We start from the raw sequence: 22,281 nt of genomic DNA on the forward strand, positions 1-22,281 counted from the left end.
TCACTCTTTCTGCCTTGGAGCGACACCATCTTGCCCACCGCTTCCTCCTTGCCTGCCGCCCAGGTCGTGACCATCGACCTGGGTGACCGTTCCTATCCGATCACCATCGGCACCGGCCTGCTGGACCAGGCCGCGACCTATGCCGCCCTGCCTTCTGCGGCCCAGGCCGTGATCGTCAGCAATGATGTGGTCGCGCCGCTCTACGAGCCCGCACTGCGTCGCGTGCTGGAACAACGCTACCGCAGCGTGCGTACCGTGGTGCTGCCCGATGGCGAGGCCCACAAGGACTGGCAGACGCTGAACCTGATCTTTGACGACCTGCTGTCCGGCGGCTGCGATCGCAAGACCGTGCTGTTCGCCCTGGGTGGCGGCGTCATCGGCGACATGACCGGCTTTGCCGCTGCCAGCTACATGCGTGGCGTGCCGTTCGTGCAGGTGCCCACCACGCTGCTGTCGCAGGTGGATTCGTCGGTGGGTGGCAAGACCGCCATCAACCATCCGCTGGGCAAGAACATGATCGGCGCCTTCTACCAGCCGCAGCTGGTGGTTTGCGACCTGGCCTCGCTGGACACGCTGCCCGTGCGCGAGCTGAGCGCCGGCCTGGCCGAGGTCATCAAGTACGGGCCGATCGCCGACATGGACTTCCTGGCCTGGCTGGAGGAGAACATGGATGCCTTGCTCGCCCGCGACCGCACTGCACTGGCACACGCGATCAAGCGCAGCGTGGAGATCAAGGCCTGGGTCGTGGGGCAGGACGAGAAAGAGGCTGGGCTGCGCGCCATTCTCAATTTCGGCCATACCTTCGGGCATGCGATCGAGGCCGGCATGGGCTATGGCAACTGGCTGCACGGCGAAGGCGTGGGCGCCGGCATGGTCATGGCGGCCGAGCTGTCGCAGCGCCTTGGCCTGGTGGATGCCGCCTTTGTGCAAAGGCTGCGCGTGCTGATCGAACGTGCGGGCCTGCCGGTGCGTGGCGCCGTACTGGATGCGCGTGACAACGCTGGCCGCTATCTGGAGCTGATGCGCGTGGACAAGAAGTCCGAGGCGGGCGAGATCCGCTTCGTGCTCATCGACGGCCCCGGCAAGGCCATCATGCGTTCGGCCCCCGACGCAATGGTGCGCGAGGTCATCAACGCCTGCTGCGCCTGACGCGCGGCGCTGGGGGCAAGCCGGAACTGCTAGAGTGCCCTTGTCAGCATGATGAGGCGATCGAATGCAGAAACAGGCCCTGGCCCCCTATGCCTGCAACCCGGCGTTCAGCCGTGGGCGGCGTTTCCCGGAGGCGCCTGCGCCCACGCGCAGCGATTACCAGCGCGACCGGGACCGCATTGTCCATTCCTCGGCGTTCCGGCGACTGGTCTACAAGACCCAGGTCTTCGTCAACCATGAAGGCGACCTGTTCCGCACACGGCTGACGCACTCGCTGGAGGTGGCACAACTGGGCCGCTCGGTCGCCCGGTCGCTGCAACTGGACGAGGATCTGGTCGAAGCCATCTGCCTGGCCCACGATCTGGGCCACACCCCCTTCGGCCATGCGGGCCAGGACGCGCTCAATGCCTGCATGCAGCCGCACGGCGGCTTTGAGCACAACCTGCAAAGCCTGCGCGTGGTGGACCGGCTGGAGGAGCGCTATCCGGCCTTTGACGGGCTCAACCTGAGCTTCGAGACGCGCGAGGGCATTCTCAAGCACTGTTCGCGCACCAATGCCGAGCACCTGGAAGCGCGGGAGCCCGGTGGCGTGGCCCACCGCTTTTTGCTGGGCCGGCAGCCTTCGCTGGAGGCCCAGCTGTGCAATCTGGCCGATGCCATTGCCTACAACGCCCATGACGTGGACGATGGCGTGCGCTCCGGCCTGATCACCATGGCCCAGCTGCGCGAGGCCGTTCCTTTGTTCGCGCGCTATCACGATGCAACGCTGGCCGAGCATCCCCAGCTGGGCATGCCTTTGGCCGAGCGGCGCCTGCTGTACGAAAGCATCCGCCGCATGCTCAGCGACCAGGTCTATGACGTGATCGCCGCCACGCAGCAACGCATTGCACAGGCACGGCCCTGTTCGGTCGATGAGGTGCGCGCACAGGCTGGCCCCCTGGTGGGCTTCAGCGATACCATGAGGCAGCAGTCGCTGCAGCTCAAGCAGTTCCTGTTCCGCAATCTCTATCGCCATGAACAGGTGATGAAGACCATGGACGGCGCGCAGCAGGTGGTGGCCGAGCTGTTTGCGGCCTACATGGTGGAGCCCGATCGCATGAAGCCGCGTTTCGTGCAGCGGGCCATGCTGGCCGAGGACGTATCGGCGCGTGCGCGGGTGGTGGCCGACTTCATCGCCGGGATGACGGATCGCTACGCGGCCCGGGAGCATGAGCTGCTGACAGGCCTGCGCCTGCTGGGCTGAGAAATCCGAGCACCGGCATCGCCCGGGCGGCGCGGCTAGAATGCGGACCCTGCGTGACAGGGCAGGGAAGGGTTCCTGGACGGTTTCGCAATGTCTGGGGGCGCAGTGCCCCCGTTCGCATTTTTGAAGGGCACAGCCATGACCGATACCAACCACGAGATTCGCGCGGCCGAGTTTCCGCCTGTCACCGTGATCGAGGATACGGTGCACTGGCTCGAAAAGGCCGTGATCGGCCTGAACCTGTGCCCCTTCGCCAAGGGCGTGCACATCAAGGGCCAGATCCACTACACGGTCAGCCAGGCCACCGACGCCGAGGGCGTGGCGGCGGATCTGCACCGCGAGCTGGAAGCGCTGGCCGAGGCCTCGCCCGAGAAGCGCGACACCACGCTGCTGATCCTGCCCCATGCGCTGCAGGAGTTCCTGGACTTCAACGACTTCCTCGAAGTGGCCGACGCCATGGTCGAGGAGCTGGACCTGGGAGGCATCCTGCAGGTGGCCTCGTTCCATCCGCAGTTCCAGTTCGAGGGCACCGAAGCCGACGACGTCACCAACTGCACCAACCGCTCGCCCTATCCCACGCTGCACCTGCTGCGCGAGGACAGCATAGACAAGGCGGTCGAAGCATTCCCCGAGGCGGAGTCCATCTACGAGCGCAACATGGAGACGCTGGAGAAGATCGGCATCGAAGGCTGGCTGGACATGGGCGTGGGCGCGCGCTGCCCCGTGGCGCATGCAGCCAAGCCGGGCGCAGCCGAATGAAGGCGCGCCAAGGCAAGCCTGCCGCGAAACCCGAGCAGGATGTGACCGAGCAGCTGGGCCTCAAGCCCGGCCAGTCCATCGAACTGCTCAAGGCGCTGCACATCCTCACGCGCGAAGGCAAGATCAACCAGGACTCGCGGCGCAAGCTCAAGCAGGTCTACCACCTGTACCAGTTCATCGCCCCCATCCTCGAAGAACTGTCGGCCGACGACCATGCGGTCACCCTGGCCGACCACGGTGCCGGCAAGTCCTACCTGGGCTTCATCCTCTACGACCTGTATTTCAAACCGCTGGGGCGCGGCCACATCTACGGCATAGAGACGCGCGCGCCGCTGGTGGAAGCCTCGCAGAAGCTGGCCGCCGAGCTGGGCTTCGACCGCATGGGCTTCCTCAACATGTCGGTGGCCGAATCCACGCATGCCGACTTCATGCCTGCGCAATTCGACGTGGTCACGGCCCTGCACGCCTGCGACACCGCCACCGACGATGCCATCGCCTTCGGCCTGGAGAAAAAGGCCAAGGCCATGGTGCTGGTGCCCTGCTGCCAGGCCGAGGTCGCTGCCTGCCTGCGCCAGACCAAGGCGCTGAGCCTGACGCGCACGCCGCTGGCCGAACTGTGGCGCCATCCCATACACACGCGCGAAATGGGCAGCCAGCTCACCAACGTGCTGCGCTGCCTGTACCTGGAAGCCTGCGGCTACCAGGTCACCGTGACCGAGCTGGTGGGCTGGGAGCACAGCATGAAGAACGAGCTGATCATTGCGCGTTACACGGGGCAGAAAAAGCGCAGTGCGGTCGAGCGCATGCGCGCCATCCTGGCGGAGTTCGGCCTGCAGGATGTGATGGCACAGCGCTATCCGCTGCTGCAGGCAGCCTGAGCCGGCTGCCTGCAGCAGTCTCAGGCCCCCGCCACGGCGTGGTACCAGGCGATGCCATCGGCATCGATGCTGCGCTCCACCTGCCCTGCATGCATCAGGTGGTTGAGGCAGGCCAGGCTCTCGCCCGTGGCCATGCCCAGCAGGGCGGGGCTGGATTCGCTGATGGGGCGTGAGAACAGGGCGCCGAAGACATCGACGGCGCGACGCGGTTCGGCCAGTGCGGCCAGCAAGCGGGCGTTGGCGCGTTCCTGGCCTGCGGCCAGTGAATCGATCCGTGCATGCAGTCCGCGAAAGCAATCGCCATGCGCGGGCAGTACGAGCACATCGTCGGGCACTTCGCGCCTGACCTTTTCCAGAGAATCCATCCAGTCGGCCATGGGGTTGGCGTCTGGCTCCATGGCATGGACCGAGACGTTGGACGAGATGCGCGGCAGCACCTGGTCGCCCGAGATCAGCAGCTTGAGATCGGGACAGTAGAGGCTGGCGTGCTCGGGCGAGTGGCCGCTGCCGACCACCACGCGCCACAGGTGCTTTCCTATGCGCAGTTCCTCGCCGTCGTGCAGGCGGCGGTAGCTGTCGGGCAGGGCGTGGATGTGCTTGCCGAAGTTGCCGAAGCGGGCGCGGTAGGACTCCAGGGCGCTGTCGCTCCAGCCTGCGCGGCGGTAGAAGGCGATGGCGTCGGGCGGCGCCTCACGGCTGCAGTCTGAGACCACGACGCGGCAGTTCAGATATTCCAGGCGCGTCATGTACAGCGGCACATGGAACTTGCGCGTCAGCCAGCCGGCCAGGCCCACATGGTCGGGGTGCATGTGGGTGACCAGCACGCGCGTCAGCGAGCGGCCGTCAGTGGATTGGGAGAACAGCGCGCGCCAGGTGGCCACGCCTTCGTCGGTGCGCGCACCGGTGTCGACGATGGCCCAGCCCTGGCCATCATCGATGGCCCAGAGATTGATGTGATCCAACGCATAGGGCAGGGGCATGCGTATCCAGAGCACGCCGGGTGCGACCTCCAGCGTCTGCCCGCGCTGCGGTGGCGCCTCGAACGGGTAGTCGAGCACCGGCTTGGGCGGCGCATCCGTGGCGTGCGAGGCGTTCGGGGCTTGGGCTTTCTGGTCCATGGGGTTCCTTGTTCAGTCGCGGGGGTGGCCGGGTGCTCCCCGGCTGGCAGCGCATCCCCGCAACGATACGCCTGCCGCTGCTGCCTTGCTGTCACGGGCTCGTCACAGGCCGCTCCTACAGTGCACGGGTCAATCAACAGGGGGAGGGCGCGGCCGTGCTGCGGGGTCCCCTGCCTACAGAGGGATATCCGCATGAAATTGAAGATGTTGTGCAGCGCGCTGGCTGGTGCCTCGCTGCTGTTGAGCGCCTGTGGCGGCAGCGACGGTTCGTCCGCAGCCGCTCCGACCAAGAACGTGCTGTTCTTCCTGGGCGATGGCATGGGCATCACCACCATGACCGCCGCACGCATCTACAGCGTGGGCGAAGACGGTGAGCTGACCATGGACAAGCTGCCCGAGACGGCCTTCGTCCACACCTTCTCGAACGATGCCCAGGTGACGGACAGCGCGCCCTCGATGGCCGCCTACATGACCGGCGTGAAGATGAACAACGAAGTCATCTCCATGACGCCCGACACCAAGGCCACGGACGCTGCGGGCAAGGCCTATCACACCAACTACGACAGCACCTGCCCCAGCGGCAACGGCCAGGCCGTTCCCACGCTGCTCGAGCAGATGAAGTCCGCCGGCTACGGCACGGGCGTGGTCTCCACCGCGCGCATCACGCATGCCACGCCGGCAACCACCTATTCGCACGTCTGCCACCGCGATGCGGAAAACACCATCGCCGCGGCCCTGGTGCCCGGCGGCTCCGGCTACAACAGCAAGCTCGGTGACGGCGTGGACGTGATCCTGGGTGGCGGCTCCTACTACTTCACGCCCAAGGCCGACGGCGGCCGCCGCAACGACAGCCGCAACCTGGTCGCCGAGTTCAAGACGCAGAAGTACAGCTACGCCGCCAACAAGAGCGAGTTCGACAAGCTGCCCGTGGACGGCAGCAAGATCGCCGGCCTGTTCACCAAGGACCACATGGCCTATGACCTGGACCGCGATGCGACCAAGGAACCGAGCCTGGCCGAGATGACGGGCAAGGCCATCGACGCACTGTCGGCCAAGAAGAAGGGCTTCTTCCTGATGGTGGAAGGCGGCCGCATCGACCATGCGCTGCACGCCACCAACGCGCGTCGCGCGCTGCAGGACACCGTGGCCTTCGACAACGCCATCCAGACCGCGCTGGACAAGATGGCCAAGCTCGATCCGGGCCTGAAGAACACGCTGATCGTCGTCACCGCCGACCATGACCACACGCTGCACCTGAACGGTTATGCCGCGCGCACCGGCAAGACCGAGGCCGGCAAGCCCGGCGTGCTGGGCCTGGTCAAGAACTACGTGGACGGCAAGGCCTCCACCGATGTGGATGGCAATCCCTACACCATCCTGGGCTTCGGTAACGGTCCCAAGCGTCTGGCCACGCGGGGTCCCATCGACGCGGCCTCGCTGGAAAGCCCCGACTACCTGCAGGAGGCCGTGGTGCCCCTGGCCTCCGAAACCCACGGCGGCGGCGACGTGTTCCTGGGCGCGCAAGGCATGGGTGCCGATACGTTCTCGGGCGTGATCGACAACACCACCGTCTTCACGCTGATCAAGAAGAGCATCGGCTTGTGATGCCGCACGCTGCAATCAAGGCACTCAAGGAATTCCACATGCATCCGATCCTCCAAAAGACCTCCCTCGCCCTGGCTGCGGCCGGCGCGCTGGCGCTGCTGGCACCGGCCGCCCATGCGGCTGGCGAGGCCAAGAACGTCATCTTCTTCCTCGGCGACGGCATGGGCCCGGTCACCGTGACCGCCGCGCGCATCTACAAGGGTGAGAAGCAGCTGGCTGCCAATCCCACGGCACTGACCAGCAGCGAGCGCGCCACGCTGACCATGCAGTCCCTGCCTTACGCCAGCCGCGTCAAGACCTTCTCGCGCGATGGCCAGACCACGGACAGCGCGCCTTCGATGGCGGCCTACATGACCGGCGTGAAGATGAACAATGAAGTCATCTCCATGTCGGCCGATACTCTGGCCTATGCGGCCAACGGACAGCAGTACATCAACGGCGAGGACACCACCTGCCCGGCCGGCAACGGCCAGCCCGCGCAGACCCTGCTGGAACTGTCCAAGGCCAAGGGCCGTGCCGTGGGCGCCATCTCCACCACGCGCGTGGGCCATGCGACGCCTGCGGCCACCTACGCCCACATCTGCAACCGCAATGGCTACAACAGCATTGCCGAGCAGTCCGTGCCCGGCCATGCCAACTACAACGCCAAGCTGGGCGACGGCATCGACGTGCTCATGGGCGGTGGCCAGCGCAACTACCTGCCCAAGTCGGTCAACCCCAGCAGCAAGCGCACGGACACGGCCAACCTCGTGGACATGATGAAGGCCAAGGGCTACGCCTATGTCGCCAAGGGCAGCGAGCTGTCGGCCCTGGACGCGACCAAGGCCCCCAAGCTGCTGGGCCTGTTCACGCAAAGCGAAATGGCCTACGAGCTGGACCGCGTCAAGCAGAAGCTGGACGAGCCCAGCCTGGCCGACATGACCGGCAAGGCGCTGGACGTGCTCAGCCGCAATGACAAGGGCTTCTTCCTGATGGTGGAAGGCGGCCGCATCGACCACGCACTGCACGGCACCAATGCCAAGCGCGCGCTGGAAGACACGCTGGCCTTCGACCGCGCGATCGAGACCGCCATGGCCTACATGGAAAAGAAGGACCCGGGCCTGAAGAACACGCTGATCGTGGTCACGGCCGATCACGACCACAACATGGTGTTCAACGGCTACTCCAAGATCGGCAACCCCATCCTGGGCAAGGTGCAGGACTACCAGACTGGCCAGATGGCCAAGGCCCAGGACGGCAAGCCCTACACCACGCTGGCCTTCGGCAACGGCGGACGTCCCAACGCCACGGCCTCCAGCCAGGTCAATGCCGAAGATGGCAACAAGCCCTGGATCGCTCCCACGCGCGGCGCCTCGCGCGACGACGTGACGGCCGTGGACACCACGGACGACAACTACCTGCAGGAAGTCGGCCTGAACCTGGGCACGCCGGGCTCCGAGACCCATGGCGGCGGCGACGTGATGCTGTTCGCCGGCGGCGCCGGAGCCAAGATCTTCAAGGGCACGATGGACAACACCAAGGTGTTCTCCAAGGTCCGCGAAGCCGCTGGCCTGTAATTGTTTCTTCCTTCGTTGGCTGCTTGCCAACCCCTGGCCGGAGCCGTGGCACATGCGTGTGCCCGGCCCCGGTTTTTTCGCATTGGCTGGATTCCATGACGCTTTCCCTTCCGGCGCCGCGTGCGGCGCGCCACATCTACGCGGCCGCGCTGCTGGCCTGTTCCGTCTCCGCTGCATGGGCCGCCGAGCCGGCCAAGGCGGCGGCATCCGCACCCACGGCCGCAGTCCCTGCGGATTCCGTGGCCCGCACCACGGCCGCCGTGCAGGCCACGCCCGAAGCCGACCTACGCATCACCTACGAAGCCATGAGCGTGGGCAGCGACGGCGTGCAGCGCAGCAGCGTCTATACCAACCGCGTCTACCGCCGCAAGGCCCAGCTGTGGATAGAGCGGGAAATGCCCTCCGCCCTGCGCCAGAGCCAGGACCACGGCCATGACCATGCCCACGGCCCGCACGCCGGCCACGCCCATGACGAAGCCCGCGCCGCACCCCTGTCCATCCGCCGCGCCGATGACGGCAAGGTCGGCGTGGAAGTCATCCTGGCCAAGCTGCGCCGCGTCATCAGCGTGGACCTGGCCCACCACGGCAACGTCGGCTACGGCGGCTCCTTCGACAACGTGTACTGGATCGTGCCTCCCACCGCGCTGCAGGGCATGGAACGCGTGGGCAAGCCGCACAACGGCGTGCAGCGCTACCGCGGCACGGCAGGCGAGCAGACCACCGTCATCGACTGGGACGTGGCCAACCAGTTCGCCCGCCGCGTGGAACGCAGCGACTCCCACGGCACCGAGCGCATCGTGGTCACCGCCACCAAGCTGCCCGCCCCGCTGGCCCAGCCCTGGAAGGCCATCGAAGGCTATGACAAGGGCGACTACTCCGACTTGCTGGATTGAGCACCTGACACCCCAATGCAAAGAGCTGCCCGGAGGCAGCTCTTTTTTATTCCCCATTTCAATGCTCAAACGCATGGCGCTGGAAACCGGCGCAGCCTAACACCAGGGGCGCCGTCCCCCTTCAAGGGGAAGCCGCGCAGCGGCTCAGGGGGAGGCCAGTTACACCTGCGCTCCAGAGTCTTTTACGACCTTGCTCCACTTCGTCGATTCGGCCTTGATGTAGGCGAGGAATTCGGCCGGCGTGTCGATCACGACATCACCTCCCTGGTCGTTGATCTTCTTGACCACGGCCGGGTCCTTGAGCACCTTGGCAATGGCCGTGTACAGGCGCTGCTGCACGGCGGCGGGTGTCTTGGCCTGGGTCCACAGGCCGAACCACGAAGTGGCCTCGTAGCCGGGCACGCCGGATTCGGCCACGGTGGGCACATCGGGCAGTTCGGGCGAGCGCTTGGCCGTGGTCACGGCGATGGGACGCAGCTTGCCCGAGCGCACATGCTGGATGGCCGAGGGCATGTTGTCGAACATGATGGCGATCTGGTTGCCCAGCAGGTCGGTGATGGCCGGGGCGCTGCCCTTGTAGGGCACGTGCACCATGTCCAGGCCCGTCATGGAGCGGAACAGCTCGCCCGACAGGTGGATGGAGCTGCCGCTGCCCGAGGAGCCGTAGTTCAGCTTGCCGGGATTGGCGCGCGCGTAGGCGATCATTTCCTTGACGGTCTTGAACGGCTGGCTGGGGTGGGCCACCAGCAGGTTGGGCACGTTGGCCACGCGCGTCAGGGGCGAGAAGTCCTTGATGGGGTCGAAGCCGGGCTTGGCGTAGAGCGCGGCATTGATGGCATGCGTGCCCACGGTGCCCATGAACAGCGTGTAGCCGTCGGCCGGTGCACGTGCGGCGGCCACGGCGCCGATGTTGCCGCCAGCGCCGGGCTTGTTGTCCACGATCACGGTCTGGCCCAGCTCCTGCTGCAGCGCCTGGGCGACGATGCGCGCCAGGATGTCGGTGGTGCCGCCAGCGGCAAAGGGCACGAGGATGGTGATGGGCTTGCTGGGGAAGCCTTCCTGGGCCAGGGCGGCGGTGCCGGACAGGGCGCCGAGGGCGGTCAGGGATGCGGCGGCCAGCGCCTGCAGGCCACGGCGGCGGGTGAAGTGGGTGGTTTGATCGGACATCGAGAGGTCTCCTGATTCGGCAATAAGGTGGATGGCCGGGCCCGGCAAGGTCGGGCTGGGCCAGGGCAGGGCCCTGTGTGGCGCCCGCCTGTGCAGGCGGGCGCTTCCAGTGGTTCTTCTTGAAGGGTGTTGTGCCTGGGAAGGCGCTCGGTCAGACGGGCGCCACGCCCAGCGTGGTGCCGCCGCAGATGTAGAGCACCTGGCCGGTGACGAAGCCGTTGTCGGGCGACAGGAAGAACAGCGCGGCACGGGCCACGTCTTCCGGTGTGCCCATGCGGCCCACGGCAATGCTGTTGAGGATGCGCTGGGTCTGCGGCGCGCCTTCGGGGTTGCTCTTGGTGAACAGCTCGGTGGCGATGGGGCCGGGGCCCAGGGCGTTGACCGTGATGCGGTCGCGGCCCAGTTCCATGGCCAGGGTGCGCGTCAGGCCGATCAGGCCCGCCTTGGTCGCCGAGTAGACGATGCGGTCGGGCTTGCCCAGCGCGGCGCGCGAGGACATGTTCACGATGCGCCCCTCGCCGCAGGCACGCAGTGTGGCCAGGAAGGCCTGCACCAGCAGCATGGGCGCGCGCAGGTGCAGTCCCACCACGTCGTCGAGATGCTGGGTGCTGGCGTTGTCGATGGTGCCGGGGCGCGTGGCGCCCGCGTTGTTGACCAGGGCCACCACGTTGTGCGCGGCGGCAATGCGGGCTGCCGCCTCGGCGGTGGCCTGCTCGCTGGTCAGGTCGGCCTGGTAGCTCACCAGCAGAGGGTGGCTCCATTCGGGCAGCACGTAGTCGAGGTTGACCACGGCGCGGCCCTGGGCCAGCAGGGCATCGGCGATGGCACGGCCGATGCCGTTGCTGGCGCCGCTGACCACGGTGACGGGTGTCTTGTTATCCACGGTGCTCATCGCAGTCTCAGACCTTTTCCAGGATCACGGCAATGCCCTGGCCCACGCCGATGCACATGGTGCACAGCGCGTAGCGGCCGCCCAGCGTGTGCAGTTGGTTCACGGCGGTGGTGGCCAGGCGCGCGCCGGAGGCGCCCAGCGGATGGCCCAGCGCAATGGCGCCGCCCCATTGGTTGACGCGGCGGTCGTCGTCGGCAATGCCCAGATCGCGCAGCACGGCCAGGCCCTGCGCGGCGAAGGCTTCGTTCAGCTCGATCACGTCCATCTGCTCCAGCGTCAGGCCGGTCAGGGCCAGCACCTTGCGCACGGCGGGCGCGGGGCCGAAGCCCATGATGCGCGGCGCCACGCCGGCCACGGCCATGCCGACCACGCGGGCGCGGGGCACCAGGTTGTATTGCTGGGCGGCTTCCTTGTTGGCCAGCAGCAGGGCGCAGGCGCCGTCGTTCACGCCGCTGGCATTGCCGGCCGTCACCGTGCCATCCGGGCGCACCACGCCCTTGAGCTTGGCCAGCGCCTCGATCGTGGTGGCGCGCGGATGCTCGTCCTGGCTCACCACGATGGCGTCGCCCTTTTTCTGGGCAATGGACACGGACACGATTTCCTTGGCCAGGTAGCCGGCCGCGATGGCGGCGGCGGCCTTTTGCTGGCTGGCCAGGGCCATGCGGTCCTGGGCTTCGCGCTCGATCTTGAAGTCGTCGGCCACGTTCTCTGCCGTCTCGGGCATGGAGTCCACGCCGTACTGCTGCTTCATCAGCTTGTTGACGAAGCGCCAGCCGATGGTGGTGTCGTACACGGCGTTGCTGCGGCTGAAGGCGCTTTCGGCCTTGGGCATGACGAAGGGCGCACGGCTCATGCTTTCCACGCCGCCTGCGATCATCAGGCGGGCCTCGCCCGCCTTGATGGCGCGCGCGGCCGTGCCCACGGCGTCCAGGCCCGAACCGCACAGGCGGTTGATGGTGGCGCCCGGAACATCGATGGGCAGGCCTGCCAGCAGGGCGGACATGCGCGCCACGTTGCGGTTGTCTTCGCCGGCCTGGTTGGCGCAGCCGTAGAGCACGTCGGCCACGGCCGTCCAGTCCACGCCGGGGTTGCGCTCCATCAGCGCCTTGATCGGCACGGCGCCGAGGTCATCGGCACGCACCGGGGACAGGGCGCCGCCGTAGCGGCCGAAGGGGGTGCGGATGGCGTCGCAGATGAAGGCCTGGTTGGACTGGCTCATGGTGTCTCCTGGAAAAAGAATGAAGAGGTGCCGGGGTGCGCCGCAGCGCACCCACTGGGTGGGGAGCTGAGGGATCAGGCCGTGGCCGTCGCGTCCTTGATGGGCAGGCCCACGATGGACTGCAGCTCGGCGTGCGAGAGGCCGGGCACGGTGTCGATCAGGCGCAGGCCCTCGGGCGTGCATTCCAGCGTGCACAGGTCGGTGTAGATGCGCTTGACGCAGGACAGGCCCGTGAGCGGATAGCTGCAGGCCTCGACGACCTTGCATTCGCCGGTCTTGGTCAGCAGGTCCATCATCACCCAGGTCTGGCGTGCACCCACGGCCAGGTCCATGGCGCCGCCCACGGCGGGAATGGCACCGGCCTCGCCCGTGCTCCAGTTGGCCAGGTCGCCCGTGGCCGAGACCTGGAAGGCGCCCAGCACGCAGATGTCCAGGTGGCCGCCGCGCATCATGGCGAAGCTGTCGGCATGGTGGAAATAGCAGCCGCCCGGCAGCAGGGTGACGGGCTGCTTGCCGGCATTGGTCAGGTCATAGTCCTCCTGGCCTTCGGCGGGCGCCGGGCCCATGCCCAGGATGCCGTTCTCGCTTTGCAGGATGACCTCGCGGCCGGCCGGGATGTGGTTGGCCACCTGGGTGGGCATGCCGATGCCCAGGTTGACGTAGGCGCCGTCGAAGATGTCTTCGGCCACGCGCCGGGCCAGCTCTTGCTTGCTGCGTTTCTGGTAGCTGCTCATGCTCTTGCTTTCGGCGGTTGGGGCGCTCATGCGGTTTTCTTGAAGCCGCCGGCCTGGGTGGCCACGCGGTCGATCTTCACGATCTGGCTCACGTAGATGCCGGGCGTGACCACGGCCTCGGGGTCCAGCGCGCCCAGCTCCACGATCTCGTGCACGGTGGCGATCGTGTGCTTGGCCGCCGTGGCCATCACGGGCCCGAAGTTGCGGGCCGACATGCGGTAGGTGAGGTTGCCCCAGCGGTCGCCCTTCTCGGCCTTGACCAGTGCCACGTCGCCGTGGATGGGATGCTCCAGCACATAGTGCTTGCCGTTGATCTCGCGCGTTTCCTTGCCGTTGGCCAGCTCCGTGCCATAGGCCGTGGGGCAGAAGAAGCCGCCGATGCCGGCGCCGGCGGCGCGCAGGCGCTCGGCCAGATTGCCCTGGGGCACGAGTTCCAGCTCGATCTTGCCGCTGCGGTACAGGTCGTCGAACACCCAGCTGTCCACCTGGCGGGGGAAGCTGCAGATGATCTTGCGCACCTGGCCGCTCTTGAGCAGGGCGGCTAGGCCCTGGTCTCCGTTGCCCGCGTTGTTGTTGACCACGGTCAGCTCGCGTGCGCCCTGGGCGATCAGGCCGTCGATGAGTTCGGTGGGATTGCCTGAGGTGCCGAAGCCCCCGATCAGCACGGTGGAGCCGTCCTGGACGCCCGACAACGCCTCGGCGATGGTGTCGGTGATTTTGTTGATCACTTGCTTGTCTCCGGTATGCAGGCCGCTGGCGCTGCGCTAAAATGTTCGTATGTAGAACAAAAGTTCGCAGAAAGAATTATAGAGCCATGGAAAAAAATGCCGCTTCCGTAATTTCCACAGGTGGGGTTGAAGAAGAGGGCGGCACGCCGCGCCCCGGCGACAGCTATGTGCAGTCCTTCGCGCGCGGCCTGGGCGTGATCCGCTCGTTCAGCGCCGAGGCGCCTGCGCAGACGCTCAGCGAGGTGGCGGCGCGCACGGGGCTCACGCGTGCCGGGGCTCGGCGCATCCTGCTGACGCTGCAGACGCTGGGCTATGTGAAGAGCGACGGCAAGCTGTTCCAGCTCACGCCGCGCATCATGGAACTGGGCTTTGCCTACCTCAGCTCCACCCCGGTCTGGAACCTGGCCGAGCCCGTGATGGAAAACCTGGTCGACGAGGTCAAGGAGTCCTGCTCGGCCGCCGTGCTCGATGGGGGCGACATCGTCTATGTGCTGCGCGTGCACACCCACAAGATCATGAGCACCAACCTCGGCGTTGGCTCGCGCCTGCCGGCCTGCTGGACCTCGATGGGTCGCGTGCTGCTGGCCGGCGAGAGCGATGAATCCCTGCAGGCCCTGCTGGATGCGCGCGAGCGCCGGCAGTTCACGGCCCTGACCGAGCAGGATGATGACCGCCTTCGCCAGCGCATTCTGGAGGTGCGCGCCCAGGGCTGGGCCCTGGTGGACCAGGAACTGGCCGAAGGCCTGATCTCCATCGCGGCGCCCGTGAAGAACGCGGCCGGGCGCACCGTGGCTGCGCTCAACATCAGTGGCCAGGCCAACCGCAACAGCGCCGAGATGATGCGCGGGCAACTGCTGCCCCGGCTGCTGGCCGCCACGCAGCTGGTGAGCCAGCTGCTGCGGGCCTCATCGCGGCTTTCCCTGTAGGGCGGCGGGCGGCGCAGCGCTCCATAATTGCCGATCCACGCCCCGCACTCGCACCATGGCCCGCCTGCCCCGACTCACCCTTGCGGATCTGCCGCACCACATCATCCAGCTCGGCAACAACGGCGGGGACATCTTCATCGATGCCCAGGACCGGGAAACCATGCTGGGGCTGCTGCGCGAGATGGCGCGCAGCTGCGAGCTGGCCGTGCATGCCTACGTGCTGCTGCCCAGCCAGTTCCACCTGCTGGCCACGCCCCGCACCAGCGATGGCCTGCCCAAGTTCATGCAGGCCGTGGGCCGGCGCTATGTGCGCTACTTCAACGACCGACACGGCCGCAGCGGCACGCTGTGGGAAGGCCGCTATCGCGGCACGGTGCTGCAGCCCAGCTGGCTGCTGCCCACCATGGTCTTCATGGACGACAGCCCCGTGCGCGCCGGCCTGGTCCAGCGGCCGGCCGACTGGCCCTGGTCCAGCTACGCGCACAACGCCGGCCTGCGCAGCGACGCGCTGATCCAGCCGCATGCCGTGTTCTGGGAGCTGGGCAACACCCCGTTTGCGCGGGATGCAGCCTATGTGGAAGCCGTGGAAGAGGGGGTTGGCGCCGACGACGCCGAACGCATCAGCCAGTCGGCGCTGCGAGGCTGGGCGCTGGGCGATGAGCAATTCATTGCCGATTTACAACAGCGCACCGAGCGCCGTGTGACCCGCCAGCGCGCCGGCCGTCCGCCCGGACGGACCAATGAGCGCACCACAACAGTGCGTTAGTACCCACTGATAGCTTGCAAGTGCTTGATTCCTCACTGCAGGCCTTTGTGAAATAAATATGTCCCTTATTAATTTCCGATTTTTTTGTTCTGGAATTAATTGGGATCTGACCCTTATATAAATTTATTGCATGAGGTGATGCCTTGCCTTAATCTTGCGTTCCCTGCGAAAAATTTGAGGATTCCGCCATGACGACGGCTGCCGAGATCAAGCATCTCCAAGACCACGGTCTGTACTCCAAGAGCAACGAGCACGACGCCTGCGGCCTCGGCTTTGTTGCACATATCAAGGGCGTCAAGCGCCATGACATCGTCACCGGCGCGCTCAAGATCCTCGAAAACATCGACCATCGCGGCGCCGTGGGTGCCGACAAGCTCATGGGCGATGGCGCGGGCATTCTGATCCAGATTCCCGACCAGCTCTACCGCGAAGAGATGGCAAAGCAGGGCGTGGCCCTGCCGCCCGCGGGCGAGTACGGCGTGGGCATGATCTTCCTGCCCAAGGAGCATGCCTCGCGCCTGGCCTGCGAGCAGGAGATGGAGCGCGCCATCAAGGCCGAAGGCCAGGTCCTGCTGGGCTGGCGCGATGTGCCCGTGAACCGCGATATGCCCATGTCGCCCACGGTCCAGGAAAAGGAACCCATCCTGCGCCAGGTCTTCATCGGCCGCGGCGCGGACGTGATCGTGCAGGACGCGCTGGAGCGCAAGCTGTACGTGATCCGCAAGACGGCCAGCGCCGCCATCCAGAACCTCAAGCTCAAGCACAGCAAGGAATACTACGTTCCCAGCATGAGCAGCCGCACCGTGGTCTACAAGGGCCTGCTGCTGGCCGACCAGGTGGGCGTGTACTACAACGACCTGTCCGACGAGCGCTGCGTCTCGGCCATCGGCCTGGTGCACCAGCGCTTCTCGACCAACACCTTCCCCGAGTGGCCGCTGGCCCACCCCTACCGCTACGTGGCCCACAACGGTGAAATCAACACCGTGCGCGGCAACTACAACTGGATGCTGGCCCGCGAGGGCGTGATGGCCTCGCCCGTGCTGGCCGAGGACCTCAAGAAGCTCTATCCCATCAGCTTCGCTGGCCAGTCCGACACGGCAACGTTCGACAACTGCCTGGAACTGCTGACCATGGCCGGCTACCCCATCAGCCAGGCCGTGATGATGATGATTCCCGAGCCCTGGGAACAGCACGAGTCCATGGACGAGCGCCGCCGCGCCTTCTATGAATACCACGCCGCCATGATGGAGCCCTGGGACGGCCCGGCCTCCATCGTGTTCACCGACGGCCGCCAGATCGGCGCCACGCTGGACCGCAACGGCCTGCGCCCCTCGCGCTACGTGATCACCGATGACGACCTGGTCATCCTGGCGTCCGAGGCCGGCGTGCTGCCCGTGCCCGACAGCTCCATCGTGCGCAAGTGGCGCCTGCAGCCCGGCAAGATGCTGCTGATCGACCTGGAGCAGGGCCGCCTGATCGAGGACGACGAGCTCAAGGCCAACATCGTCAACACCAAGCCCTACAAGCAGTGGATCGAGAACCTGCGCATCAAGCTGGGCAGCGTGGGCGGTGACACCCATGCCGGCCCTGAGGCCGCCAGCCTGCCGCTGCTCGAGCGCCAGCAGGCCTTCGGCTTCACGCAGGAAGACATCAAGTTCCTGCTGGCCCCCATGGCCAAGAACGGCGAGGAAGGCATCGGCTCCATGGGCAACGACAGCCCGCTGGCCGTGCTGTCGGACAAGAACAAGCCGCTGTACAACTACTTCCGCCAGATGTTCGCGCAGGTGACCAACCCGCCGATCGACCCCATCCGCGAAGCCATCGTGATGTCGCTGGTGTCCTTCATCGGACCCAAGCCCAACTTGCTGGACATCAACCAGGTCAACCCGCCCATGCGTCTCGAAGTGCACCAGCCCGTGCTGGACTTCGCCGACATGGCCAAGCTGCGCGACATCGAACGCCACACGCAGGGCAAGTTCAAGAGCGCAACGATCGACATCACCTACCCGCTGTCCTGGGGCAAGCAGGGCGTGGAAGCCAAGCTGGCATCGCTGTGCGCGCAGGCCGTGGACGCCATCAAGGGCGGCGCCAACATCCTGATCATCAGCGACCGCCATGTGAGCGCCACCCAGGTGGCCATCCCCGCGCTGCTGGCGCTGTCGGCCATCCACCAGCACCTGGTGCGCGAGGGCCTGCGCACCACGGCCGGCCTGGTCGTGGAAACGGGCACGGCGCGCGAGGTGCACCACTTCGCCGTGCTGGCAGGCTACGGCGCCGAGGCCGTGCATCCCTACCTGGCCATGGAAACCCTGGCCGACATGCACAAGGAGCTGGGCGGCGACCTGTCGGCCGACAAGGCCATCTACAACTACGTCAAGGCCATCGGCAAGGGCCTGTCCAAGATCATGTCCAAGATGGGCGTGTCCACCTACATGTCCTATTGCGGCGCCCAGCTGTTCGAGGTGATCGGCCTGAACAGCGACACCGTGGACAAGTACTTCACGGGCACGGCCAGCCGCGTCGAGGGCATCGGCGTCTTCGAGATCGCCGAGGAAACCATCCGCAACCACCGCGCGGCCTTCGGTGACGATCCCGTGCTGGAGACCATGCTGGACGCCGGCGGCGAATACGCCTGGCGCGCCCGTGGCGAAGAGCACATGTGGTCGCCCGACGCCATCGCCAAGCTGCAGCATTCCACGCGCTCCAACAACTGGAGCACGTACAAGGAATACGCCCAGCTGATCAACGACCAGAGCAAGCGCCACATGACGCTGCGCGGCCTGTTCGAGTTCAAGTTCGACCCGGCCAAGGCCATTGCGCTGGACCAGGTCGAGTCGGCCAAGGACATCGTCAAGCGCTTTGCCACGGGCGCCATGTCGCTGGGCTCGATCAGCACCGAGGCCCATGCCACGCTGGCCGTGGCCATGAACCGCATCGGCGGCAAGAGCAACACCGGCGAAGGCGGGGAAGATCCCCAGCGCTACCGCAACGAGCTCAAGGGCATCCCGATCAAGAAGGGCGAGACCCTGGGCTCCATCATCGGCGCCGACAAGGTCGAGGCCGACATCGAGCTGCAGGACGGCGACTCGCTGCGCTCCAGGATCAAGCAGGTGGCATCGGGCCGCTTCGGCGTCACGGCCGAATACCTGTCGTCCTCGGACCAGGTGCAGATCAAGATGGCCCAGGGCGCCAAGCCCGGCGAAGGCGGCCAGCTGCCCGGCGGCAAGGTGTCCGACTACATCGGCAAGCTGCGCCACTCCGTGCCCGGCGTCGGCCTGATCTCGCCCCCGCCCCACCACGACATCTACTCCATCGAGGATCTGGCCCAGCTGATCCACGACCTGAAGAACGTGGCACCGCATGCCGACATCTCGGTCAAGCTCGTGTCCGAAGTGGGCGTGGGCACCATCGCGGCCGGCGTGGCCAAGTGCAAGAGCGACCACGTGGTCATCGCAGGCCATGACGGCGGCACGGGCGCATCGCCCTGGTCGTCCATCAAGCATGCGGGCTCGCCCTGGGAAATCGGCCTGGCCGAGACCCAGCAGACCCTGGTGCTCAACCGCCTGCGCGGCCGTATCCGCGTTCAGGCCGACGGCCAGATGAAGACCGGCCGTGACGTCGTCATCGGCGCGCTGCTGGGCGCCGACGAGTTCGGCTTCGCCACGGCGCCCCTGGTCGTCGAGGGCTGCATCATGATGCGCAAGTGCCACCTGAACACCTGCCCCGTGGGCGTGGCCACGCAGGACCCGGTGCTGCGCGCCAAGTTCTCGGGCAAGCCCGAGCATGTGGTGAACTACTTCTTCTTCATCGCCGAGGAAGTGCGCCAGATCATGGCCCAGCTGGGCGTTGCCAAGTTCGACGACCTGATCGGCCGTGCCGACCTGCTGGACACCCGCAAGGGCCTGCAGCACTGGAAGGCCCAGGGCCTGGACTTCTCGCGCCTGTTCGCCCAGCCCGAAGTGCCCGCCGACGTGGCGCGCTTCCATGTCGAAAAGCAGGACCACCTGCTGGACAAGGCGCTGGACGTGAAGCTCATCGAGCGCTGCAAGCCCGCCATCGAGAACGGCGAGCGCGTGCGCATCATGGAAGTGGCGCGCAACGTGAACCGCTCCGTGGGCGCCATGCTCTCCGGTGCCGTGACGCGCGTGCATCCCGAAGGCCTGCCGGATGACACCATCCGCATCCACTTCGAGGGAACGGGCGGCCAGTCCTTCGGCGCCTTCCTGTGCAACGGCATCACGCTGAACCTGCGCGGCGATGCCAACGACTACACGGGCAAGGGCCTGTCCGGCGGCCGCGTGGTGGTGCATGCCAGCCATGAATTCCGCGGCGACACGACGACCAACACCATCGTCGGCAACACCGTGATGTTCGGCGCCACCAGCGGCGAGGCCTTCTTCGGCGGCGTGGCCGGCGAGCGTTTCGCAGTGCGCCTGTCGGGCGCCACGGCCGTGGTCGAGGGCGTTGGCGACCACGGCTGCGAATACATGACCGGCGGCACGGTGGTGGTGCTGGGCAAGACGGGCCGCAACTTCGCGGCTGGCATGAGCGGCGGCGTGGCCTATGTGTATGACGAGGATGGCCGTTTCGCCGAGCGCTGCAACAAGGCGTCCGTCTCGCTGGACCAGGTGCTGCCCCACGACGAGCACCTGGCCCAGGTCTCGCCCGCCGTCTGGCACCGCCGCGAAACCGACGAACGCCAGCTGCGCGCACTGATCGAGGCGCACAGCCGCTGGACCGGCTCCAAGCGCGCCCGCGACCTGCTGGACAACTGGGCAGCGGCACGCTCCAAGTTCGTCAAGGTCTTCCCCAGCGAGTACAAGCGCGCCCTGTCCGAGATGTACGAGCGCCAGGTGATGGAAGAGCCCGCCACGCCCGAGGTCGAGGAACACGCCAAGGAAGCCGTGGCCGCCAAATAACAAGGAAGCGAAGGATGCGGGCAGCGGCCCGCATCCATCCCTGCACCCCACACATCAGGACAACGAATCATGGGAAAGACCACCGGCTTCATGGAATATGAGCGCCTCGAGGAGGGCTACGCGCCCGTCGTCGAGCGCGTGAAGCACTACAAGGAATTCGTCATCGGCCTCGATGACAGCCAGGCCAAGATCCAGGGCGCGCGCTGCATGGACTGCGGCACGCCGTTCTGCAACAGCGGCTGCCCGGTCAACAACATCATTCCGGACTTCAACGACCTGGTCTTCCACGGCGGCTGGAAGAGCGCCAGCGCCGTGCTGCACAGCACCAACAACTTCCCCGAGTTCACGGGCCGCATCTGCCCCGCGCCCTGCGAGGCCGCCTGCACGCTGAACATCAACGACGACGCCGTGGGCATCAAGTCCATCGAGCACGCCATCATCGACCGTGCCTGGGCCGAAGGCTGGGTCAAGCCCCTGCCCAGCAGCCGCAAGACCGGCAAGAAGGTCGCCGTGGTCGGCGCAGGCCCCGCAGGCCTGGCCGCATCGCAGCAACTGGCGCGCGCCGGCCACGATGTCACGCTGTTCGAGAAGAACGACCGCGTGGGCGGCCTGCTGCGCTACGGCATTCCCGACTTCAAGATGGAGAAGTCGCACATCGACCGCCGCGTCGAGCAGCTCGTGGCCGAAGGCGTCAAGATCCGCACCGGCGTGCTGGTGGCGGGCAAGGACGGCCTGGGCGAAGACTCCAAGGTCACCAACTGGGCCAAGGAAACCGTCAGCCCCGAGCAGCTCATGGCCGAGTTCGACGCCGTGCTGCTGACCGGTGGTGCCGAGCAGTCGCGCGACCTGCCCGTGCCGGGGCGCGAACTCAAGGGCATCCATTTCGCCATGGAGTTCCTGCCGCAGCAAAACAAGGTCAACGCCGGCGACAAGCTCAAGGGCCAGCTGCGGGCCGATGGCAAGCACGTCATCGTCATCGGTGGCGGCGACACCGGCTCCGACTGCGTGGGCACCAGCAACCGCCATGGCGCCGTCAGCGTGACCCAGTTCGAGCTGATGCCCATGCCGCCCGAGCAGGAGAACAAGCCCCTGGTCTGGCCCTACTGGCCGATCAAGCTGCGCACCAGCTCCAGCCACGAGGAAGGCTGCGAGCGCGAGTTCGCCATCGCCACCAAGGAATTCATCGGCGAGAAGGGCCAGGTCACGGCCGTCAAGACCGTGCGCATCGAGATGAAGGACGGCAAGATGGTCGAGGTGCCCGGCAGCGAGCAGGTGCTCAAGGCCGACCTGGTGCTGCTGGCCATGGGCTTCGTCAGCCCCGTGCAGGCTGTGCTCGACGCCTTTGGCGTGGACAAGGACACCCGCGGCAACGCCAAGGCCACCACCGACTTCACGGGCGGCTACGCCACCAGCGTGCCCAAGCTCTTCGCCGCCGGCGACGTGCGCCGCGGCCAGTCCCTGGTGGTCTGGGCCATCCGCGAAGGCCGCCAGGCCGCTCGCTCCATCGATGAATTCTTGATGGGCGCGTCCGACCTGCCTCGGTGAGATGCCAACCCCGGAAGGGGCTTGGCCATAGACAAAGAAAAAGCCCTTGGTGATGAACCAAGGGCTTTTTATTACAGATTCCTCGTGTTTCAGCATAGGCCCTTGAAACTGGCGCGCCCTAAAGCGAGGGACACCGAGGAAGGGCCTGGGCCGGCCGCGCCGCCCCGCACCGAGGGTGTCGTCC

Annotated in this window: 17 protein-coding genes; 11 read left to right on the top strand and 6 right to left on the bottom strand. The window is 66.6% G+C overall.

Annotated elements, in window-relative coordinates; genetic code table 11:
* Positions 1-30 precede the first annotated feature (30 nt).
* From aroB to BW39_RS13365, 4 genes are all read left to right on the top strand, one after another.
* Positions 31-1,149, top strand: coding sequence for a 3-dehydroquinate synthase (aroB, locus tag BW39_RS13350; RefSeq protein ID WP_043822230.1), 1,119 nt, complete (start codon positions 31-33; stop codon positions 1,147-1,149).
* Between the two features lie 64 nt (positions 1,150-1,213).
* On the top strand, positions 1,214-2,392 hold the full coding sequence (locus BW39_RS13355; RefSeq protein WP_043822232.1) for a deoxyguanosinetriphosphate triphosphohydrolase: 1,179 nt from the start codon (positions 1,214-1,216) through the stop codon (positions 2,390-2,392).
* Positions 2,393-2,530: 138 nt separating this feature from the next.
* Positions 2,531-3,151, top strand: a complete 621-nt coding sequence (locus BW39_RS13360; protein ID WP_012207370.1) for a DUF1415 domain-containing protein — start codon at positions 2,531-2,533, stop codon at positions 3,149-3,151.
* Positions 3,148-4,029 carry a class I SAM-dependent methyltransferase gene (locus BW39_RS13365; protein ID WP_043822234.1) on the top strand — a complete coding sequence of 294 codons (882 nt, stop codon included), beginning with the start codon at positions 3,148-3,150 and terminating at the stop codon, positions 4,027-4,029. Before BW39_RS13360 ends, BW39_RS13365 begins: the two co-directional genes overlap by 4 nt.
* A 20-nt stretch (positions 4,030-4,049) precedes the next feature.
* On the opposite strand, the gene BW39_RS13370 is transcribed toward BW39_RS13365, so the two are convergent.
* Positions 4,050-5,147, bottom strand: coding sequence for an MBL fold metallo-hydrolase (locus tag BW39_RS13370; RefSeq protein ID WP_043822236.1), 1,098 nt, complete (start codon positions 5,145-5,147; stop codon positions 4,050-4,052).
* A gap of 192 nt (positions 5,148-5,339) precedes the next feature.
* Between BW39_RS13370 and BW39_RS13375 the strand changes: the two genes are divergently transcribed.
* The 3 genes from BW39_RS13375 to BW39_RS13385 all read left to right on the top strand — a co-directional run bounded on the left by BW39_RS13375 (position 5,340) and on the right by BW39_RS13385 (position 9,201).
* Complete coding sequence (locus BW39_RS13375; RefSeq protein WP_043822237.1) at positions 5,340-6,752, top strand: alkaline phosphatase; 1,413 nt, start codon at positions 5,340-5,342, stop codon at positions 6,750-6,752.
* A 38-nt stretch (positions 6,753-6,790) separates the two neighbouring features.
* Entirely contained in the window at positions 6,791-8,308 is a 1,518-nt protein-coding gene (locus tag BW39_RS13380) for an alkaline phosphatase (protein WP_043822351.1), read from the top strand.
* A gap of 95 nt (positions 8,309-8,403) precedes the next feature.
* A complete protein-coding gene (locus BW39_RS13385; RefSeq protein WP_043822239.1) occupies positions 8,404-9,201 on the top strand; it encodes a hypothetical protein in 798 nt (265 codons plus the stop codon).
* 159 nt (positions 9,202-9,360) lie between these two features.
* Here the strand turns inward: BW39_RS13385 and BW39_RS13390 are convergent, their stop codons facing one another.
* The 5 genes from BW39_RS13390 to BW39_RS13410 all read right to left on the bottom strand — a co-directional run bounded on the left by BW39_RS13390 (position 9,361) and on the right by BW39_RS13410 (position 13,941).
* Complete coding sequence (locus BW39_RS13390; RefSeq protein WP_043822241.1) at positions 9,361-10,368, bottom strand: Bug family tripartite tricarboxylate transporter substrate binding protein; 1,008 nt, start codon at positions 10,366-10,368, stop codon at positions 9,361-9,363.
* Positions 10,369-10,519: 151 nt separating this feature from the next.
* On the bottom strand, positions 10,520-11,260 hold the full coding sequence (locus tag BW39_RS13395) for an SDR family NAD(P)-dependent oxidoreductase (protein ID WP_043822242.1): 741 nt from the start codon (positions 11,258-11,260) through the stop codon (positions 10,520-10,522).
* 7 nt (positions 11,261-11,267) lie between these two features.
* Entirely contained in the window at positions 11,268-12,479 is a 1,212-nt protein-coding gene (gene pcaF, locus BW39_RS13400) for a 3-oxoadipyl-CoA thiolase (protein WP_043822244.1), read from the bottom strand.
* Between the two features lie 74 nt (positions 12,480-12,553).
* Positions 12,554-13,213 carry a 3-oxoacid CoA-transferase subunit B gene (locus tag BW39_RS13405; RefSeq protein WP_026062883.1) on the bottom strand — a complete coding sequence of 220 codons (660 nt, stop codon included), beginning with the start codon at positions 13,211-13,213 and terminating at the stop codon, positions 12,554-12,556.
* A gap of 26 nt (positions 13,214-13,239) precedes the next feature.
* Positions 13,240-13,941: a 3-oxoacid CoA-transferase subunit A gene (locus tag BW39_RS13410; protein WP_012207359.1), complete on the bottom strand. Its 702-nt coding sequence runs from the start codon at positions 13,939-13,941 to the stop codon at positions 13,240-13,242.
* 86 nt (positions 13,942-14,027) lie between these two features.
* On the opposite strand from BW39_RS13410, the gene BW39_RS13415 reads away from it, so the two are divergent.
* The 4 genes from BW39_RS13415 to BW39_RS13430 all read left to right on the top strand — a co-directional run bounded on the left by BW39_RS13415 (position 14,028) and on the right by BW39_RS13430 (position 22,097).
* Positions 14,028-14,867: an IclR family transcriptional regulator domain-containing protein gene (locus BW39_RS13415; RefSeq protein ID WP_043822246.1), complete on the top strand. Its 840-nt coding sequence runs from the start codon at positions 14,028-14,030 to the stop codon at positions 14,865-14,867.
* A 55-nt stretch (positions 14,868-14,922) separates the two neighbouring features.
* Complete coding sequence (locus BW39_RS13420; RefSeq protein WP_043822249.1) at positions 14,923-15,633, top strand: transposase; 711 nt, start codon at positions 14,923-14,925, stop codon at positions 15,631-15,633.
* A gap of 188 nt (positions 15,634-15,821) precedes the next feature.
* Positions 15,822-20,552: a glutamate synthase-related protein gene (locus BW39_RS13425; RefSeq protein ID WP_013800777.1), complete on the top strand. Its 4,731-nt coding sequence runs from the start codon at positions 15,822-15,824 to the stop codon at positions 20,550-20,552.
* Positions 20,553-20,621: 69 nt separating this feature from the next.
* On the top strand, positions 20,622-22,097 hold the full coding sequence (locus BW39_RS13430) for a glutamate synthase subunit beta (RefSeq protein ID WP_043822251.1): 1,476 nt from the start codon (positions 20,622-20,624) through the stop codon (positions 22,095-22,097).
* The last annotated feature ends 184 nt before the right edge of the window (positions 22,098-22,281 follow it).

The sequence above is a fragment of the Delftia sp. RIT313 genome, from assembly GCF_000632165.1.
Lineage (GTDB): Bacteria > Pseudomonadota > Gammaproteobacteria > Burkholderiales > Burkholderiaceae_C > Comamonas > Comamonas acidovorans.

What these genes read in the sequence shown, in the direction of transcription:
- BW39_RS13355 (WP_043822232.1), top strand. Translation starts at nt 1,214, where the DNA reads ATGCAGAAACAGGCCCTGGCCCCCTATGCCTGCAACCCGGCGTTCAGC.
- BW39_RS13405 (WP_026062883.1), bottom strand. Translation starts at nt 13,213, where the DNA reads ATGAGCAGCTACCAGAAACGCAGCAAGCAAGAGCTGGCCCGGCGCGTG.
- BW39_RS13420 (WP_043822249.1), top strand. Translation starts at nt 14,923, where the DNA reads ATGGCCCGCCTGCCCCGACTCACCCTTGCGGATCTGCCGCACCACATC.
- BW39_RS13430 (WP_043822251.1), top strand. Translation starts at nt 20,622, where the DNA reads ATGGGAAAGACCACCGGCTTCATGGAATATGAGCGCCTCGAGGAGGGC.
- BW39_RS13360 (WP_012207370.1), top strand. Translation starts at nt 2,531, where the DNA reads ATGACCGATACCAACCACGAGATTCGCGCGGCCGAGTTTCCGCCTGTC.
- BW39_RS13425 (WP_013800777.1), top strand. Translation starts at nt 15,822, where the DNA reads ATGACGACGGCTGCCGAGATCAAGCATCTCCAAGACCACGGTCTGTAC.
- BW39_RS13395 (WP_043822242.1), bottom strand. Translation starts at nt 11,260, where the DNA reads ATGAGCACCGTGGATAACAAGACACCCGTCACCGTGGTCAGCGGCGCC.
- BW39_RS13380 (WP_043822351.1), top strand. Translation starts at nt 6,791, where the DNA reads ATGCATCCGATCCTCCAAAAGACCTCCCTCGCCCTGGCTGCGGCCGGC.
- BW39_RS13375 (WP_043822237.1), top strand. Translation starts at nt 5,340, where the DNA reads ATGAAATTGAAGATGTTGTGCAGCGCGCTGGCTGGTGCCTCGCTGCTG.
- BW39_RS13415 (WP_043822246.1), top strand. Translation starts at nt 14,028, where the DNA reads ATGGAAAAAAATGCCGCTTCCGTAATTTCCACAGGTGGGGTTGAAGAA.
- BW39_RS13390 (WP_043822241.1), bottom strand. Translation starts at nt 10,368, where the DNA reads ATGTCCGATCAAACCACCCACTTCACCCGCCGCCGTGGCCTGCAGGCG.
- pcaF (WP_043822244.1), bottom strand. Translation starts at nt 12,479, where the DNA reads ATGAGCCAGTCCAACCAGGCCTTCATCTGCGACGCCATCCGCACCCCC.
- BW39_RS13365 (WP_043822234.1), top strand. Translation starts at nt 3,148, where the DNA reads ATGAAGGCGCGCCAAGGCAAGCCTGCCGCGAAACCCGAGCAGGATGTG.
- BW39_RS13370 (WP_043822236.1), bottom strand. Translation starts at nt 5,147, where the DNA reads ATGGACCAGAAAGCCCAAGCCCCGAACGCCTCGCACGCCACGGATGCG.
- BW39_RS13385 (WP_043822239.1), top strand. Translation starts at nt 8,404, where the DNA reads ATGACGCTTTCCCTTCCGGCGCCGCGTGCGGCGCGCCACATCTACGCG.